Source organism: Malikia spinosa, from assembly GCF_002980625.1.
Taxonomy (GTDB): Bacteria; Pseudomonadota; Gammaproteobacteria; order Burkholderiales; family Burkholderiaceae_C; genus Malikia; species Malikia spinosa.
In genome coordinates, this window is the sequence record NZ_PVLR01000078.1 from 1 (window position 1) to 16071 (window position 16071).

At 61.6% G+C, this 16071-nt stretch carries 16 protein-coding genes and 1 pseudogene; 12 read left to right on the forward strand and 5 right to left on the reverse strand.

Annotated elements, in window-relative coordinates; translation table 11 throughout:
• Together C6P61_RS17090 and C6P61_RS17095 are read left to right on the forward strand one after the other, a co-directional pair.
• The coding region (locus tag C6P61_RS17090; protein ID WP_105731103.1) for a tyrosine-type recombinase/integrase at positions 1 to 1450 on the forward strand (1450 nt) is incomplete at its 5' end.
• 868 nt (positions 1451 to 2318) lie between these two features.
• Positions 2319 to 2636: a helix-turn-helix domain-containing protein gene (locus C6P61_RS17095; protein WP_105731129.1), complete on the forward strand. Its 318-nt coding sequence runs from the start codon at positions 2319 to 2321 to the stop codon at positions 2634 to 2636.
• 300 nt (positions 2637 to 2936) lie between these two features.
• Here C6P61_RS17095 and C6P61_RS17100 read toward each other — a convergent pair whose 3' ends face one another.
• Complete coding sequence (locus C6P61_RS17100) at positions 2937 to 3908, reverse strand: IS5 family transposase (protein ID WP_105731104.1); 972 nt, start codon at positions 3906 to 3908, stop codon at positions 2937 to 2939.
• A 117-nt stretch (positions 3909 to 4025) separates the two neighbouring features.
• On the opposite strand from C6P61_RS17100, the pseudogene C6P61_RS18020 reads away from it, so the two are divergent.
• The 4 genes and pseudogenes from C6P61_RS18020 to C6P61_RS17125 all read left to right on the forward strand — a co-directional run.
• Positions 4026 to 4847 (forward strand): annotated as a pseudogene (locus C6P61_RS18020) (reverse transcriptase family protein); the annotation flags it as partial.
• 391 nt (positions 4848 to 5238) lie between these two features.
• Positions 5239 to 6681 carry a Fic family protein gene (locus tag C6P61_RS17115; RefSeq protein ID WP_244908995.1) on the forward strand — a complete coding sequence of 481 codons (1443 nt, stop codon included), beginning with the start codon at positions 5239 to 5241 and terminating at the stop codon, positions 6679 to 6681.
• 51 nt (positions 6682 to 6732) lie between these two features.
• Complete coding sequence (locus C6P61_RS17120; RefSeq protein WP_105731130.1) at positions 6733 to 7029, forward strand: 2Fe-2S iron-sulfur cluster-binding protein; 297 nt, start codon at positions 6733 to 6735, stop codon at positions 7027 to 7029.
• A gap of 36 nt (positions 7030 to 7065) precedes the next feature.
• Complete coding sequence (locus C6P61_RS17125) at positions 7066 to 7314, forward strand: DUF1653 domain-containing protein (RefSeq protein ID WP_105731108.1); 249 nt, start codon at positions 7066 to 7068, stop codon at positions 7312 to 7314.
• A gap of 136 nt (positions 7315 to 7450) precedes the next feature.
• On the opposite strand, the gene C6P61_RS17130 is transcribed toward C6P61_RS17125, so the two are convergent.
• The 4 genes from C6P61_RS17130 to C6P61_RS17145 form a co-directional block, all read right to left on the reverse strand.
• Positions 7451 to 7864 (reverse strand): hypothetical protein, encoded by a 414-nt coding sequence (locus tag C6P61_RS17130; protein WP_211297001.1) that lies wholly within the window; start codon positions 7862 to 7864, stop codon positions 7451 to 7453.
• A 151-nt stretch (positions 7865 to 8015) separates the two neighbouring features.
• Positions 8016 to 8228: a DUF2805 domain-containing protein gene (locus C6P61_RS17135; RefSeq protein ID WP_105731109.1), complete on the reverse strand. Its 213-nt coding sequence runs from the start codon at positions 8226 to 8228 to the stop codon at positions 8016 to 8018.
• The gene (locus C6P61_RS17140) at positions 8209 to 8388 is read right to left on the reverse strand and encodes a hypothetical protein (RefSeq protein WP_105731110.1); all 180 of its coding nucleotides are present in this window, start codon (positions 8386 to 8388) and stop codon (positions 8209 to 8211) included. Before C6P61_RS17140 ends, C6P61_RS17135 begins: the two co-directional genes overlap by 20 nt.
• 131 nt (positions 8389 to 8519) lie before the next feature.
• Positions 8520 to 8801, reverse strand: a complete 282-nt coding sequence (locus C6P61_RS17145; protein WP_105731111.1) for a hypothetical protein — start codon at positions 8799 to 8801, stop codon at positions 8520 to 8522.
• A 313-nt stretch (positions 8802 to 9114) separates the two neighbouring features.
• Here C6P61_RS17145 and C6P61_RS17150 point away from each other — a divergent pair, with 313 nt between their 5' ends.
• From C6P61_RS17150 to C6P61_RS17175, 6 genes are all read left to right on the forward strand, one after another.
• Positions 9115 to 9507, forward strand: coding sequence for a hypothetical protein (locus C6P61_RS17150; RefSeq protein WP_105731112.1), 393 nt, complete (start codon positions 9115 to 9117; stop codon positions 9505 to 9507).
• Complete coding sequence (locus C6P61_RS17155) at positions 9494 to 11383, forward strand: type IV secretion system DNA-binding domain-containing protein (protein ID WP_105731113.1); 1890 nt, start codon at positions 9494 to 9496, stop codon at positions 11381 to 11383. Before C6P61_RS17150 ends, C6P61_RS17155 begins: the two co-directional genes overlap by 14 nt.
• Before the next feature lie 11 nt (positions 11384 to 11394).
• A complete protein-coding gene (locus C6P61_RS17160) occupies positions 11395 to 11862 on the forward strand; it encodes a protein-disulfide reductase DsbD N-terminal domain-containing protein (RefSeq protein ID WP_105731114.1) in 468 nt (155 codons plus the stop codon).
• Entirely contained in the window at positions 11859 to 14708 is a 2850-nt protein-coding gene (mobF, locus tag C6P61_RS17165; RefSeq protein ID WP_105731115.1) for a MobF family relaxase, read from the forward strand. The genes C6P61_RS17160 and mobF overlap by 4 nt, the downstream gene beginning before the upstream one ends.
• Positions 14709 to 15078: 370 nt before the next feature.
• Positions 15079 to 15378, forward strand: coding sequence for an H-NS histone family protein (locus C6P61_RS17170; RefSeq protein WP_105731116.1), 300 nt, complete (start codon positions 15079 to 15081; stop codon positions 15376 to 15378).
• Positions 15379 to 15511: 133 nt separating this feature from the next.
• Positions 15512 to 16048: a DUF924 family protein gene (locus C6P61_RS17175; protein ID WP_105731117.1), complete on the forward strand. Its 537-nt coding sequence runs from the start codon at positions 15512 to 15514 to the stop codon at positions 16046 to 16048.
• Positions 16049 to 16071 lie beyond the last annotated feature (23 nt).

The following is a 16071-nucleotide window of genomic DNA, read 5'->3' on the forward strand; positions in this document are numbered from 1 at the left end:
CGAGGCCGAGGTCATCGAGCTGTACACCGAGCTCTGTAGCCAGGCCCATGGACCCGACCCGAAGGCGCAGCGAAGCGAGCGGCTGCGCAAGCGCCAGATCGAGCTGCTGCGGTCGCTCGAATCGGCGGTGGCCGAGGCGCCGAGTCCTTCGGACTTCGTCGGCGGCTGGTTCGACGAGGCGCTGGCTCGCAAGCTCGACCTGGCCGGATTCCATACGCTGGGTGAGCTCAATGTCCGGGTCAGTGCCGGCGGGGCCTGGTACAAGTCCCTGCTGGCGGTGGGCAAGGCCAAGGCGCAGCGCATCGAGGCTTTCCTGCGCACCCTGTTGCCGCGCGAGGGGCAGGCCCTGCCGTTCTTCGGCCCGATCCGACACGCCGGCTCGGAGCTGGCCTGGCCTCACCCGCGTCCCGTTCTGCCGTCGAGCCTGCTGGGTGAGCTCACGATCGAGCAGACGGTCGAAGCGTGGATCGCGGCGCGGGCGAACTCGGACGCCACGCGCAAGGTCTATGCGCGGGAAGTCGGCCGCTTCCTGGTCTGGTTGCGCCATGAGCGCCCGGGCGTATCGCCGGCCCAGCTCGGGGTGCGCGACGCGGTGGCCTTCGCCGAGCTGTTGCGCGACATCCCGCCGCATTTCATCTCGCGCCGCAAGGCCTCGCCCGGCGAACTGGGTTGGGCACCGTTCCGCGGCCCGCTCACGCCGGCCAGCCGCAAGCAGGCCCTGCTGGTGGTGTCGGCCTGGCTGGACTGGCTGGTCGAGGCGCGACACATCGAGGCCAATCCGTTCCGGCTGATCTCCAGGAAGCAGGGCGATGACCAGACCGCACGCGGCGAAGTCAAGGCAATCTCCGAAGGCGCAATGCAGGCGCTGCTGCACTACTTCGAGCAGGCGGAGCCGTCCCCGGCCATCCACCGGATGCGTTTCGTGCTGCGCTTCCTCGAATCGATGGGTCTGCGGGCCAGCGAGCTGCTGGCGGCGCGCCTGGGCGACCTGGTGACGCTACCCGAAGGCCTGGCGCTCAAGGTTCATGGCAAGGGCGCCAAGAACCGGCATGTCACGCTGAACCGCCAGGCGCGGGAGGCCCTCAACGACTACCTGGCGGCCCGAGGCCTGGGGGACTTCCTGCAGGCCCCTGCCGAGTCGCCAATCCTGGCATCGGCCAAGGATCCGATGACGCCGATCACCTATCCGGCGCTGTACCAGACCGTCAAGCGCTGGCTCGAGAAAGCGGTTTCGGCCACTGACCTGCCTCGCCACGAAAAGACCCAGCTCTACAAGGCCTCGACGCACTGGCTGCGCCACACTTTCGGCACAAGGCTGATCGAGAAGGGGGCCGCACCCGATGCGGTGCAGTCGTCGATGGGGCATGCGTCGCCCGTGACGCTGAGTCGCTACACGCGGTCCAGCGCCAAGCGGCAGTTCAGCGAGGTGGCGAAGGTGTTTGGGGAGTGAGGGCTCAACAGCAGACCTTGCGCAAGCGCATCAACAGGCGCCTGTGAGCCATGTTTAGGCGGTAGTAATCGCAATCAAAATGACATTAGACAAGATGCCGTTCGATGGGCGACGGCGCGCAGCTTATGCAGCAACTACCTGAGGTTTATCAACTGCCGGTCTTGCGCTTAGGTTCCCAGAGCAACGCCGCTGGCTTACTCTCGTAGTCGTGAAGCGGTGTACCGTAGGCGCGCAGTGCTAAGCACCGGCCTCCTTCGTGCGCGCCCCATGACTTTGTCCCTCTTTTCTGAAACGTAAAATTTTCGCCATCAGCGAAAAAATTTCTCGACTTGCTCTAAACCAGACTACACTAACGATGCGGTTGCGGAGATTCATGTCTCGTAGCAATGGGGGCTTCGGCCCCGCGGGGGTGTTAAAGCCCCTATCCAATCCCAGACCAGACGGACGGACGCGGCCTCACCGCCACGACTCTCCGGCAGGCAGGGGATAACCGAGTCCGACGAGAGCCGGACTCGGGTAACTGGTTCGGGAGGAAAAGCGCGGTTTTCTCCATGTTGTCGCCGATCACGAGCTTACGAGAGGCATCAGGCTGATGCGGGATAGTCCCGCCGAGGTTGTTGGTGTCGCCACGTGAAAGGCCATAAATGGCAACTAATGAAACCGCAAAACCGTGCCAGTCGACTGAGAGGAAAAAGTCGAAGGTCGTGATCCTGAAGAAGGTTCTCGGCTGCGCAGCAACCCTCTACCGGGTGTTCAACCAGGTAGATGGATGTTGGAACTGGATCAAGGATCGCTGTCAAATGCTCCTTGACTGGTTCGGCGAATTCCTGTGAAGAAGACTACTCCTGATCTTTTTACTGTAATTATTATGTTGAATGAAGCGCTGAGACTTGTCAGGTCCTATCACGACCTATCGCAGTCCGAGCTTTGTGCTCAGTTAGGAATTTCCAACTCTTACTTGTCAGAGATTGAGTCTGGAAAGAAGCAACCAACGCTGGAGATGCTGAACAGATACGGCGAACATTTTGGCATCCCAGTCTCGTCGCTGTTGTTCTTCTCGGAGAGCCTCCACCAAACAGGTCTCACCAGAAACCTGCGCATGGGAGCCGCAAAGAAGGTATTGGCATTACTTCAATGGGTGGAAGAAAAGAGTGTCAGCAAGTCCGAATCCATCCGCAAAAGTTAAACTGCGCAAGTCGTATGCGTTGAATCAATGCGCCCTCTATAAGGTGCGCTCCAAGAAACGTCTGGCGCAGATCCTTGATGTCAATGTCGTAGACTTGATACGTCTATCAGCTGATGACAGAAATTTCAATGTCTTCGAACTAGGGATGGTGTTCAAAACTCACGGCCCAAACAGGTTTGACTGCGCAACTTGCACCAGATGAAACCTGTTGAGCTCCGAGAATTGTTTTCTTGCCGTTTCAGGCCGGAATTCGGTCCTTTTGGCTTCGGAACCCGACCCAATGGCCGTGTTCGGGCGCACTCATGCCACGGCACCCGTCAAAATTCGCTTGCGCGCCATCCACAGATTGCTCAGCGCAAACAGCGTGCACAGTTGCGCCGTGTTCTTGGCCAAGCCTCGGTAGCGCACCTTCACATGGCCGAACTGGCGTTTGATCACGCGAAACGGGTGCTCGACCTTGGCGCGGATGCTCGCCTTGGTTTGCTCGAGCTTTTCCAGGATCGCACCCATGGGCGTGTCCTTGTCCAGCGCACGGCGCTTGCTCGGTATCATGGCCACATGCCAGTTGACTTCGGGATGGGCTTGGCGGACTTCTTCTCGCTTTGCAACGCCGCGATAGCCCGAGTCGGCAAACACATCCGTCTCGGCGCCGTGCAGCAGTTCGCTCGCTTGCGTGACATCATGCTGGTTGGCGGCCGTGGTCGTGACCGTGTGCACCAGGCCCGAATCCGCGTCTACGCCGATATGCGCCTTCATGCCGAAGTGCCACTGATTGCCTTTCCTGGTCTGGTGCATCTCAGGGTCTCGCTCGCCACCGCTGTTCTTGGTCGAACTGGGTGCGGCAATCAGCGTGGCGTCGATGGCCGTGCCCTGCCTGAGCATCAGACCCTTTTCGGTCAGGGTGGCGTTGACCGTGGCCAGGATCTGCTGGGCCAGACCATGCTGCTCGAGCAGATGACGGAACCGCAGGATGCTGACCCGGTCCGGGAGTCGGTCGGTGTTGTCCAGCCCAGCGAATGCGCGGTAGAGCGGCACATCGAACAGGGCTTCCTCCATCGCGAAGTCGCTCAGGCCGAACCAAAGCTGCAGGAAATGCAGTCGCAGCATGATCTCGTGACCAAACGGCGGACGACCTGTCGCCTTGGGCGGCGCCACCTTCGTGATCAGCGAGATCAGTTCACGCCAAGGCACCACGAGCTCCATCTCGTCGAGGAACTCCGCCTTGCGCGTGCGGCGCGTGCTCAGGTTCAGACCCAGGTCTTGCTGCTTCATGCTGACATTGTCTCGCGACTCAGGCTGCGTCCGTCACCAGGGAGCGCTGAGTTTTGAACACCTTTCCTAGAAGCTCAGGTTTGCGAGTTCACCGGTACGAAACGTAAAGCACGATGGGTACAGAACCCCGTTCCCGATCTCAAGGCCTTACTAGCGCGGATCACAAAGCTGCTTTCCCGCATCCAGTCGCCCGAATACTGCCACGGAGCGAAAACCGGCCGGTCTTATCGATCAAACGCGCAGGCCCATGTCGGTGCACAGTCGGTAGCGACGTTCGACCTCAAGGATTTTTTCCCATCAACCACTTCAAAGCAGGTTTTCCGCTTTTTCCACAAACATCTGGAGTGCTCCCCAGATGTGGCTGGCCTGCTGACTGATCTATGCACGTACAAACGCGCTCTGCCCACAGGAGCGCCGTCTAGCCCGATCCTGGCCTACTGGGCTAATTGTGGTTTGTTCGAAACACTCGATCAACGCGGGAATGCACTGCAGTTGAAGTTGTCGGTCTACGTTGACGACATCACTCTCTCAGGCGACGCAATCCCACGAAGCCTTATTGACCAAGTTGAAGGCATCGTCAAGAGCCATGGCCACACGCTTTCCGAGCACAAAACCAAGATTTTTGGTCCCGGTCGTCCCAAGCATGTCACTGGCGTTGTAATTTCGGGTGGGGCGCTGCGCGTCCCGCACACCCGTTTCCGGAAGGCACGAGCCATTCGAGCAGCCTTTGATGCTGAGAAAGACGATCAGAGGCGCGAATTGCTGGCCGCAAAACTGTGTGGTCTTTTAGGAGAAGCCGCATTCCTGGACGCTAGGTACAAAAGAATGGCCATCGACAGCGTGAAGCTGCTTGCAGCAGCGAAGGCGAAACTTCCGCCAAGCCTTGCTCGACCAATCGCCGGCAAACACAAGCGAACTATCTCGCCGACCAAGCGTTAGGCATCACCCGTGGCCGTGCCATTTTAGCAGGTGGTCGCCTGTAGTGCGAGGATGCCAGCACCCGACGGCAGGTTCTCGTAATTTCGGTCGTTCAAGCCCTCCACCTCGAATAGCTCAATCCAGCCTACTTCAGGCACAAGTTCAGACATGTGGACGGACTGCTTCTGGCCGTTATGTGCAGCTATCCATAACGGCCAACAGCAGACCTGAGCCGACAATTGCATCCGCTGCAAAGCGGTCTGTCACGGAGCAGGCCTCATCCGTGGCGCCGAGCCGCTACACACAGTCCAGCGCCAAGCGGCAGTTCAGCGAGGTTGCCAAGGTGTTTGTGGTGTGCTGAGCGACACATCGCGCGACATAATAGTGTCGTGCTTTGTCGCTCCTGCACGACATGGCGCGACACATTCACTACTTGGAAGACAAGCCGATGCCGCGCACCACACCTCTTGAAGAACTCAAGCTGATCGAAGCCATCGTCGTGGCTCACAGCAGTGGCATCGGCATCTCCGACATCGAGTCGGAAATCGAGCTGCGCCAGGGCGACAAGCCCAACCGCCGCACGCTGCAGCGCCGACTGCACAAGCTCATCGAAGCGCAGCGCCTGACCACCGACGGCGAAAGCATCGCCCTGGTCTACAAACCGGCCGCCGGCTCTGTGCCTGATGCTGGTGCCAGGGCAGCAGTGAAGACCGCCGCCATGGCGCCGGCCGAGCTCTATGTCCCCGTCTCGCCGGAAGGGGCCACGATTCGCGATCATGTCAGGCAGCCGCTGATGTATCGCAAGCCGGTGGGCTACCAGCGTGAATTCCTGGAGGCCTACCAGCCCGGGATCACGTTCTACCTGCCCGAGCCGCTGCGGCGTCAGTTGCACGAGATGGGGCTGACGTTCGAGACCGAACGACCTGCCGGTACCTATGCGCGCGACATCCTGGGCCGGCTGCTGGTGGACTTGTCATGGGCTTCATCCAGGTTGGAAGGCAACACCTACAGCCGACTCGACACCCAGAACCTGATCGAGCTTGGCCAGGTCGCCCAGGGCAAGGATGCCATCGAAACCCAGATGATCCTGAACCACAAGGCGGCCATTGAGATGCTGATCGAGGATGCCGACGAGGTGGGCTTCGATGCCTTCACCTTCAAGAACCTGCATGCCGTGCTGTCACAGGACCTGATGCGCGATCCCGGGGCCAGCGGGAGACTGCGCCGACGGCCAGTGGACATCTCGGGCACTGTGTTCCATCCCCTGGCCATGCCACAGCTCATCGAGGACTGTTTCGCGCTGCTGCTGGACAAGGCAGCCGCTATCCCCGACCCGTTCGAGCAAGCCTTCTTCCTGATGGTGCAGCTGCCCTACCTGCAGCCGTTCGAGGACGTGAACAAGCGTGTCTCGCGTATCGGCGCGAACATTTCGCTGATCCAGCAGAACCTGTGCCCGTTGTCCTTCATCGATGTGCCTGAGCGGGCCTATGTCGAAGGCACGCTGGGCGTGTACGAGCTGAATCAGATCGAGCTGTTGCGCGATGTGTTCGTCTGGGCCTATGAGCGCTCCTGCCAGCGTTATCTGGCCATCACGCAGACCATGGTCGAACCCGACCCACTGAAGATCAAGTACCGGGAGGCCCTGATCCAGGCGGTCCAGGCGGTGGTCAAGGGACTGCATCAACCCAGTCAGGCCGTCATTGCGGAACTGGCACGAGATCACGCAGCAGCGGCCGACCAGGCGGCGTTCTCTGAAATGCTTGCGACTGCGCTGCAGCAGCTGCATGAAGGCAGCATTGCCCGCTATCGGCTCAAGCGTTCGGAGTATCGGGCCTGGCAACAGGTCCAGGCCTGATCGAGGCATCAATGTTCCATGCAGCAGATGTCGCCCGAGTCAGATGCAACCATGACCACTGAATCCAGCCAGCAGCTCCCGGCTTTCAAGGGCCTGGTGCAAGAGACAGGCGCAGCCTTTGCTGCACCTGCAGACCAGAGCCTTTTTTCCTCGATGCGCCAGGCCGGCATCGACTGGCCGGTGTCGTGCCGCAACGGAACATGCCGAACCTGTATCGGGCAGCTGGTCACGGGAGAGGTGGCGTATGACATCCCCTGGCCCGGGCTCAGCCTGGAAGAAAAGCGTGACGGCTATTGCCTGCTCTGCATCGCAAGGCCCCTGTGCGACTTTGTGATCCAGCGGACCTGAACCACTGCAGGCCCGCAACGTCACTACACTCGCCGCATGATTTTCAATGCTCCTGGTGCCGGCCAATTCAAGCCCGGCACGCGCCTGCGCCACTACAAGGGCGGCCTCTACGTCGTGGTCGGTACCTGCCTGATCGAAGCCACCCTCAAGCCCGGCATCCTGTACCAGCCCCAGCAAGGCGACATGCAGCATGTCACCTGGATGCGCCCGATCTCGGATTTTCAGGAGATGGTCGTCACCGCGGAGGGGAAGGTGCCGCGGTTCGTGATCCTCGATCCCGCCTGAAACGAGGTCCGCCCCAAAACAGGCTTTACCTCGATCTCAGCGAGTCCTGAGCCAAGCGGCCAAAGCACGGATTTCCCTGCATGGGAGGCTGATCGAGAAGGGGGCGAAATCCTATCAGGCACGGGACGGATTGGTTTCACGGAACCAGCCACTGGCCAGCCCAGTGGTTCTCGCGAGTGAATTGCGCCCGCCGGTGGTCAACCACCAGATGCAGCAGGTCCATTGCCCGGATGTTCAGGTGCAGCACGGCAAACACTGCGAGGTCCGGGGCGTTGTCGTAAGCCAGTGCGCTGGGAATCGGATGGCCGGGTGTGTGACTGCTGCTGTAGGCGGTGCGGGACCGATCCGGCACCCTGGCCCAGGTGTCTGCGACGGCAGCGCCACTGGCAATTTCCACATCGGCCTCCCCGCGGATCTGCAGGTGGGAACCGCTGTCCCAGACGTGCAGCGCGGTAACTGGCCTCGCCATCAGATCCGTGATCTTGGATGAATGCAGATTCGTGTGCAGTTCCAGCCCGCCGCGTGACTTGTCCGCGGCGCGCAGCACCACGGTGCGCGTCTTGGGCAGGCCCTACGGGCTCACCGTCGCCAGGGTCGGAACCATGCGAGGGCGTGGCGGTCGTACACGTCCCGGACCAGTCTTTGCCAGACATGGTGATAAAGACTCCCGAGCTCCTGGGTCCAGGGATGCGGATCCAGGCTCATTTGTAGAACTCGCGTCGATCCGTGAACTGCCGGACACGTTTTCTCCAGGCGACGTAGCTACCTAGCCTCAGCTCATGACGCATCAAGCCCTGGACCTCGTCCGGACCCCAGCCGTGCAAGGCTCGGATCTGGTCAAAACTGACGTGGTCGCTGAGCGCCATGGCGAGCACTTCGCCTACCGTTCCCGCATCAGGCCGGGTCCTGGCCATCGTCGATGTCCGCCTTCTGTTTCGCGTCCTCGTCCTGGCTGTCACTCCCGGCTGCTTCCGTAAAACACATGCGCGTGCCGTCCCAGCGCTGGCCGCACCAGTAGAAACCCTTGGCGTTGATGATGCAGGTGCCGCTGCCGCAGCAACGCGTGTCTTCCATGAGCCGACCTTCGTGAGTTGAACGCCGCCAACACCTAAGTCCACGGTGCGCCATGGGACATGTCGAGCGAGGGCCAAGTCTGGGTAGTACTGCGAACCGGCGCGGTCCACCGACCAACCCAGAAACCGCAGTCATGGTGTCTCGGCCTGCGGCTTCTTCCCCGGATCAGGTTCCATCGCCAGCACCACCTTGAGCTTGGGCATGACCGCGCGCCAACGCTCGGCCGGCACCGTGTCGAGCCGCTCGGCCTTGATGAGTTCCAGCACCGCTTTCTGGTTCTTCTCGCGCTCGCGACGCTGCTGCTCGCGCTGGCGTTCCTCGAGCTTGCGCAGCTTCTCGCGCTGGTGGGCGATTTCCTCGTCCAGCGTCCTGGCCTTGCGTGCCGGCTTGACGCTGGTGGTTTCTGCTTCCATGGTGTGCCTCCCTGAACTGTGGATCCGGGCCGGAATTCAGCTGAATCAGGTTGCAACCCATCCGACCCGGATCGGCTGCATTCTATCGATTGGATGGAATTCTTCCACTGGAGCCTGGTGACAAGAAACGGGATTCCTTCCATAGTTCGCAGGGCAAGCCCCGCACCCCATGGAATTGGTCACACATCACGCAACCTGGTTGAAATCGTGAAATTCCTAGCGCCAGTAAATGATTTATTGTTTAACACTTGGCACGATCGTGTTAAACACCTGCCCCGATTCAGACGTGCAAGCTGTTGAAAGGAAACAGGAAATGCCAAAAATCCGAAATTCAGACGACAGCGGATCCAAGTTCATCGGACTGCGGCTGGATCGCGATACCGCAGAGTTCTACAGCAAGCGCGCCAAGGCATCCGGCACCACGCTTTCCGGGTTCTTGCGTAACATGATCGTGCAGGGAATGATTGCGGAATCGGCCTATGAGATCGAACAGAGGATGCGCCGCCTGCTTGATGAAATTCATGCTGGCGGGCAGACTGGCGACCGAGCTGGAATTCCCGACGAATTGCTGTTGTCGGCCTTCATGTCGGAATACCTGCTGACGGCAATTGTCGAGGCGCGCGACATCCAGAAGCTCTACGAGGCCCAGGATGCCGCCAAGGCCCGGCTCGCGGAACTGAAGGGAGGCAAGGATGGCAAGACGTGAAGAAAAGAGCAGCATGGGTAGCTTCGCGCGCGGGTCCGAACTGTGGATGCACCAGGCCCGGCTGTTCGTGGTCGCCATCGGAACGGTTGGGCTGCTGTCGGTGCTGGTGGGGCTCGCGGTCACGTCGGGCTATTTCTGGCACTCGACCACGGCTGCTGAGAAGTACGCGCTCGAGCGAAATGTGCTCGCGCGCACCCGCGATGTGCTGGGTATGACAGCCGGCAAGATGGAGCTGCATATTGAGGGTCAGCTGCGCCTGCAGGAGGTTGAACAGGTGGCCCGCCTGACCCAAGCGCTGGCGGAAGAAGGCTGGCGGAAACTGCGCAACGGCGGCATGTTCGGTGCCCTGAGCGCGGTCGGATTCGTCTTCCTGGTCTCGCTCTACTGGTGGGGCTACGGCCGTGCCAAGATGCAGGACCGCCAGCTGCGTGGCGCCCAGCTGGTCGCCGGCCCTGAGCTCGCCATGCTGGTGCGCCAGCGCGAGGAAGCCAGCCCCTACGAGATCGCCGGCGTGCCGATGCGCCTGAAGTCGGAAACCCTGCACACGCTGTTTGCGGGCGCTCAGGGCACCGGCAAGTCCCAGCAGTTCTTTGCGCTGATGAAGCAGGTCCGGGCACAAGGCAAGCGCATGATCGTGTACGACCCGACTGGAGAGTTCACCCAGGCCTTCTACCGCGGGGGCAAGGACATCTTGATGAACCCGCTCGATGCGCGCAGCCCCAACTGGAACGTCTGGCAGGAGATCGCCAAGGACTACCACTACGACAACGTCGCCAACGGCCTGATTCCGGATCCGGTTGGCTCCGATCCGTTCTGGGCCCATGCCGGGCGCATGCTGCTCAAAGATGTGATCGTGGTACTGGGCAAGAAGGGCAAGCGCACCAACCGCGAGCTCTACCACGCGATCGCCAAGACCAATCTCCAGGACCTGCACAAGCTCTTGCAGGGAATGGCCGGCGCGAGCTATGTCGACCCGACCACCGAGCGTACCGGCATGTCGCTCAAGATGACGGTGCAGAACCAGCTCGAATCCTTCCGTTTCCTGCCCGATGAGGGCGAGCCCTTCTCGATCCGTCAGTGGATCCATGCGGAAGGCGACTCCTGGATGTTCATCACCGCCCGGGAGTCGATGCGCGAAGCCTTGAAGCCCGTGCTGTCGCTGTGGATCGACACGGCGATCAAGGCCGTGCTCGACCTGGAACCGGTGCACCGCGAGCGGCTCTGGTTTTGCATTGACGAGCTGCCCACGCTGCAGAAACTCGACATCCTCAAGCTGGCCCTGACCAACACCCGTAAGTACGGCTTGTGCATGGTGCTCGGTGTGCAGGACTTCTCCCAGCTCTACGAGATCTACGGCCACGACCTGGCCAAGACCATCATCTCCGGCTGCCAGACCAAGCTGTTGCTGCGCGTCACCGATGGAGCCGCGGCCAAGCTGCTGTCCGATCTGATGGGCCAGGCCGAGGTGGACGAGAAGGAGGAAACGCTGAGTTACGGCCTGAGCCCGGAGCGCGACGGTGTGAGCGTTTTTGCGCGCCGCTCGATGCGCGACCTGGTGCTGTCCTCCGAGATCCTGACCCTGCCTGACATGACAGGCTATCTGGTGATTCCGGGCGACTATCCGATTGCCAGGGTCCAGTACGGCTATGTGCCGACCGACAAGCAGGCCGAGGGTTTCGTCGAGCGCCAGGGCTTCTCGATCAGCTTCAAGCCGGTCGTGCCTGCCGGTACCGCGCCGCTCGCTGCTTCCAGCCAGGTAGCCCAGGGTGGCCAGGACTTCGCACAGCCGGATCCACTTTCGCGTGCGAAAGTGGATCCGGAACCGGAGCCCGGTGCCGGAAGCACAAAACCCAACCCGCTGGCGGATGCCTTGTAAGGAGAGCCGGCATGAATGCTCGCAGACGGTTCTGGCTGGGTGCAGCCGCTTTCCCGTTCGCGCTGCTCTGTAGCAGGGTTCAGGCCCAGGCCGACTTGCTGCAGCTCGACGAGGCCTTCCGAGTCTCGGCGCGATGGGTGGAACCCGGCGTGGTGGAATTGCACTACCTCATCGCTCCCGGCTATCACCTCTACCGCGACCGCTTCAGCTTCAGGACCGACCAGGGCTCAGCCTCCGTCGCGGCCATCGAACTGCCGCCAGCGCTGGAACGCTTCGACCCGGCCATGGGGCAGAAGATGCGCTACTACGCCGATCACGTAACCGTCAGGGTCCGGCTGGCTGGTGGACAGCGCGCCGTCAAGCTGACGACCACGGCCCAGGGTTGCGCGGCCGAGCTGGGGGTCTGCTATCCACCGCTCGTCCGGGTGTTCGAGCTGCCGGCATCCGGTGGGAGGGAGAGTAGGAGGGAGCGCAGATGATCAGCATGCACAACGTGGGCAGCGCCGGTCAGGCGCTGCACTACTTCTCGGCCGACAACTACTACACGAAGGACGAGGGCCTGGAGCATTCCGAATGGTTCGGCAAAGGCGCCGGACAGTTGGGTCTGGCTGGGCAGGTCGACCAGCAGGCCTTCCTGGAGCTGCTGGGCGGCAAGGTGGATGGCCAGGACCTGGGCAAATGGGTCCGGAACGAGAAGAGCGGGGAAAAGGAGCGCGAGCACCGGCCGGGCACGGACATGACCTTCTCCGCGCCCAAGAGCGTCTCGCTGCTGGCCGAGGTCCATGGCCAGCGCGAGGTGCGCGAAGCCCATGAAGCGGCGGTGAAGAAGGCGCTGGCTTACCTGGAAACCGAACTGGCGCGCACACGGCGGACCGTCGATGGGCGCACCGAGTCGGTCGCGACCGGCAACGTGACGGTGGCCATGTTCCGCCACAACACCAGCCGCGACCTCGACCCGCAGACGCACACCCACGCCGTCATCATGAATGCGACCCGGCGCGAGGACGGCCAGTGGCGCTCGCTGGCCAACGAGGAGATCTACAGCGCACAGCGCGTGATCGGCGCCCTCTACAACGCGGAACTGGCCGAGCGCCTGCAGGGCCTGGGCTACGAGCTCACCCGCAGCGACGAGAAAGGCAACTTCGAGATCGCCGGCATCAGCCGGGAACAGATCGAGCACTTCAGCCAGCGCCGCGCCGACATCATCGCCGAGCTCAAGGCCCAGGGCATCGACATCGCGCAGGCCACGCCCGAGCAAAGGGAAGAAGCCACCCTGAAGACCCGTGCCAAGAAGGTCGATGTGGACCACGAGGCGCTGCTGAGCAGTTGGAAGGAGCGGGCGTGTGAGATAGGGATCGACTTCGATGCCATCCAGGCCAGGGCCGAGGCGCAGCGGGAGCAGGGCGGCGTGAGCCGTCCGGATGCCCTCACGGGCCGGGAAGCGATGGCATTTGCCGCCGCTCACCTGATCGAGCGCGAGGCGGTCGTCTCCCGCAACGAGCTGATGGCGGTCGCGATCGAGCATGGGGCCGGGCGGGTCTCGGCGTCCGAGGTCACTCAGGCGTTCGAGCAGCTGGTCAAGGATGGCGACCTGGTGCAGTTGCCCGACGGCCATTTCACGACCCGCAGGCTGCTGAGCAGCGAAACCTGGGCGCTGGATCAGGTACAGACCCAGAAGGGGCAGACGCCCAGCATGATGGCGCCCGAGGCGGTGTCCCTGCGGATCGCCCAGGCAGAGGGAAAACAGGGGTTCCGCTACAGCGAGGGCCAGAAGGAAGCTATCACCCAGGTCCTGACCAGCGAGGACCGCTACGTGGGCGTGCAGGGGCTGGCTGGCACGGGCAAGACCACCATGCTGCGCTCGCTACGCGAGATGGCGCAGGAGCAGGGCTACACCGTGCGCGGCATGGCGCCGACCGGGGCTGCCAGCAAGGTGCTGGCCAGGGAAACCGGCATCGCCACGGAAACCGTCTCGATGTTCCAGCTCAAGGAGATGCAGCTGCACAAGGACATCGAATTCGCCCGGCAGTACGCCCCGGACTTCCAGCGCAAGGCCGAGCTCTGGATCGTCGACGAGTCCTCCTTCCTGTCGCAGCGCCAGAAGGCCAAGCTCGACCACATGGCCCAGCTGGCCGGTGCCAAGTTGGTCTACCTGGGCGACTCGCTGCAGCTGCAGGGCGTCGAAGCCGGCAAGCCCTTCGAACTGGCCCAGCGCGCCGGCATGCAGACCGCCCACATGACCGAGATCAGCCGACAGAAGACGGCCGAACTCAAGCAGGCGGTCGACATCATCACTGGCGGCGACCGGCTAGCGAGCGGACAACGCCTGACGCAGGTGGAGCTCACCCACAACGGACGGGCCTTCGACTACCTGGACCGGGTCGGCATGGTGCGCGAGGTCCCTGAGAAGTCCGGGGACGGACAGGGCAAGCTCGTGGCCGCCGTGGTCGAGGACATCCTCAAGCTGGATCCGGCCGAGCGGGAGCGCACTCTGGTCATCACCGCCTACAACGAGGATCGCAAGGCCATCAACGCCGGCGTGCGCGAGGGGCTCAAGGCGCAGGGCGAGCTCTCGCGCCAGGAGAACAGTCGGGAAGTCTATGTGTCCAAGGGCTGGACGCGCGCCATGCAGAAGGAAGCCCAGTACTACCAGCCGGGCGATGTGGTGCGCTTCGGCCGGGACTACCAGCAGATCGACGCGGGCAAGGGGGACTACCTGCGCGTGGCGGCCGTGGACGCACCCAACGGCACCGTGACGCTGCAGAAGGAGGATGGATCACGGATCGCCTGGCAGCCCGGCCGGCACAACAAGATCGAGGTCTACGAGGCCGAACGGCGCGAGCTGGCCCAGGGCGACCTGATCCGGTTCACGCGCAACGAGGGCGAGTTCAAGAATGGTGAGGTAGCACGCGTCGTCGCGGTAGCTGGCACACAGGTGACGCTTGAGATAAGACAGGGGCAGGAGCGCAGCCAGCACCAGGTCGATCTGTCACGCAACCGGCACTGGGACCATGCCTACGCGCAGACGGTTCATGCTTCCCAGGGATCGACCCAGCATCGGACCCTGTTTCACATCCGAGCGCCGCAGACCGAGGACGAGCGCAAGCAGGACAAGGCGCTGGAGAACATGGCCAAGGTGTTCGGCGATCGCAGCTTCTATGTCGGCGCCACGCGCGCTTCGCATGAGCTGCGCATCTACACCAATGACAAGGCCATGGCTGCGAGGGCAGTGACGGCCAGGCAGGACAAGACCAGCGCGATCGAGACAATCCAGCGGCACCAGAAATCGACCACGCACGAGGCCGAGCGCGGCCTGCAGCGGTAGGAACCGCCCCGGTTACCAGCACTCGGGTCTCAGTCGATTCAGACTGGCGCCATCATTTCGTGATCATCAGAAAGCGCCGCCATGACCGATCACCAAGATGCCGAAAAGCCGGCTTATCAGCAGGGTCTGATGTGCTGACGAGCCCTGATCAATGCTGAGAGAAAGACGCTGTCACAGCGACTCGATCCCGTACTGTACCAATCGATGATGGAGTGGTGCGATGACCCGAAGATACAAGAAGCAAATCTTTTCATGATGCTTTCATCAAGCAGGACGTAGATTCCAAGGCCATAAATCAATTCGATACATGAAAGTGTCTTGCAGGCATTAGAATGAAGAGATCATCTCAACAACCAAAGACAACGACCCCATGACCACTTTGCAGGATCTCATTCAGCAACGCGATGCACTCAATGAGAAAATTGAAGAAATGCAGAAGACGCTTCGCGCCGAAGCCTTGTCCGAGATTCGTGCCGCGATGCGTGAGTACCAGATCAGCGTCGAAGACCTCGGACTGACTGGCAAGCCGGCGCGCGAGCCAAAGGTCAAGGGTGTACCCAAGTACCGCGATCCCGCTACGCAGCAGACCTGGTCAGGCCGAGGCAAGCGCCCGCAGTGGATCCATGAAGCGCTGGCTGCCGGCAAGTCGCTGGCTGATTACGCGATCTGAGCCCTGATACCGCCACCGCGATGCCAGGCAAGTCTCCGGTACTTGACGATCCGGGGCCAGGCGTTGGCAACTGGACTTGTGCCCCACACCAGATATCGGCTTCACTGATGACTTGCAAGCTCGAGGAGATCTCATGTACACGGCAGTGCTGAATTTCTGGTTCAGGGAAATCGAGCCCAGGCAGTGGTGGGCCGTTGATCCCGAGTTCGATACCCGGATAAGGGATCGATTCCTTCCCCTGCTGGAACAGGCGGCCAGTGGTGAGCTGTCTGGCTGGCGTCAGACACCAGAGGGACGCTTGGCCGAGGTGATCGTTCTGGATCAGTTTTCCCGCAACATCTTCAGGAACACCCCCCGGGCCTTCTTGCAAGACCCAATGGCCTTGGTTCTGGCACAGGAAGCAGTTGCCTCGGGCGCACTCGCACAGTTGGATTCAACCGAGCGGGCCTTCCTTCTGATGCCCTACATGCACAGCGAATCCATCATTATGCATGCAGAGGCTGAGCAGCTTTTCAAAAAATGGACACCGCAGAGCAACTACAATTTTGAGTTGCGCCACAAGGCTATCATTGATCGATTTGGACGCTATCCGCACCGCAACAAGATATTGGGTCGCGTTTCAACACCCGAGGAAGAAGGGTTTCTCAAGCAGCCGGGCTCCAGATTTTAGTGAGGCTTTCACTTAAACCCTGG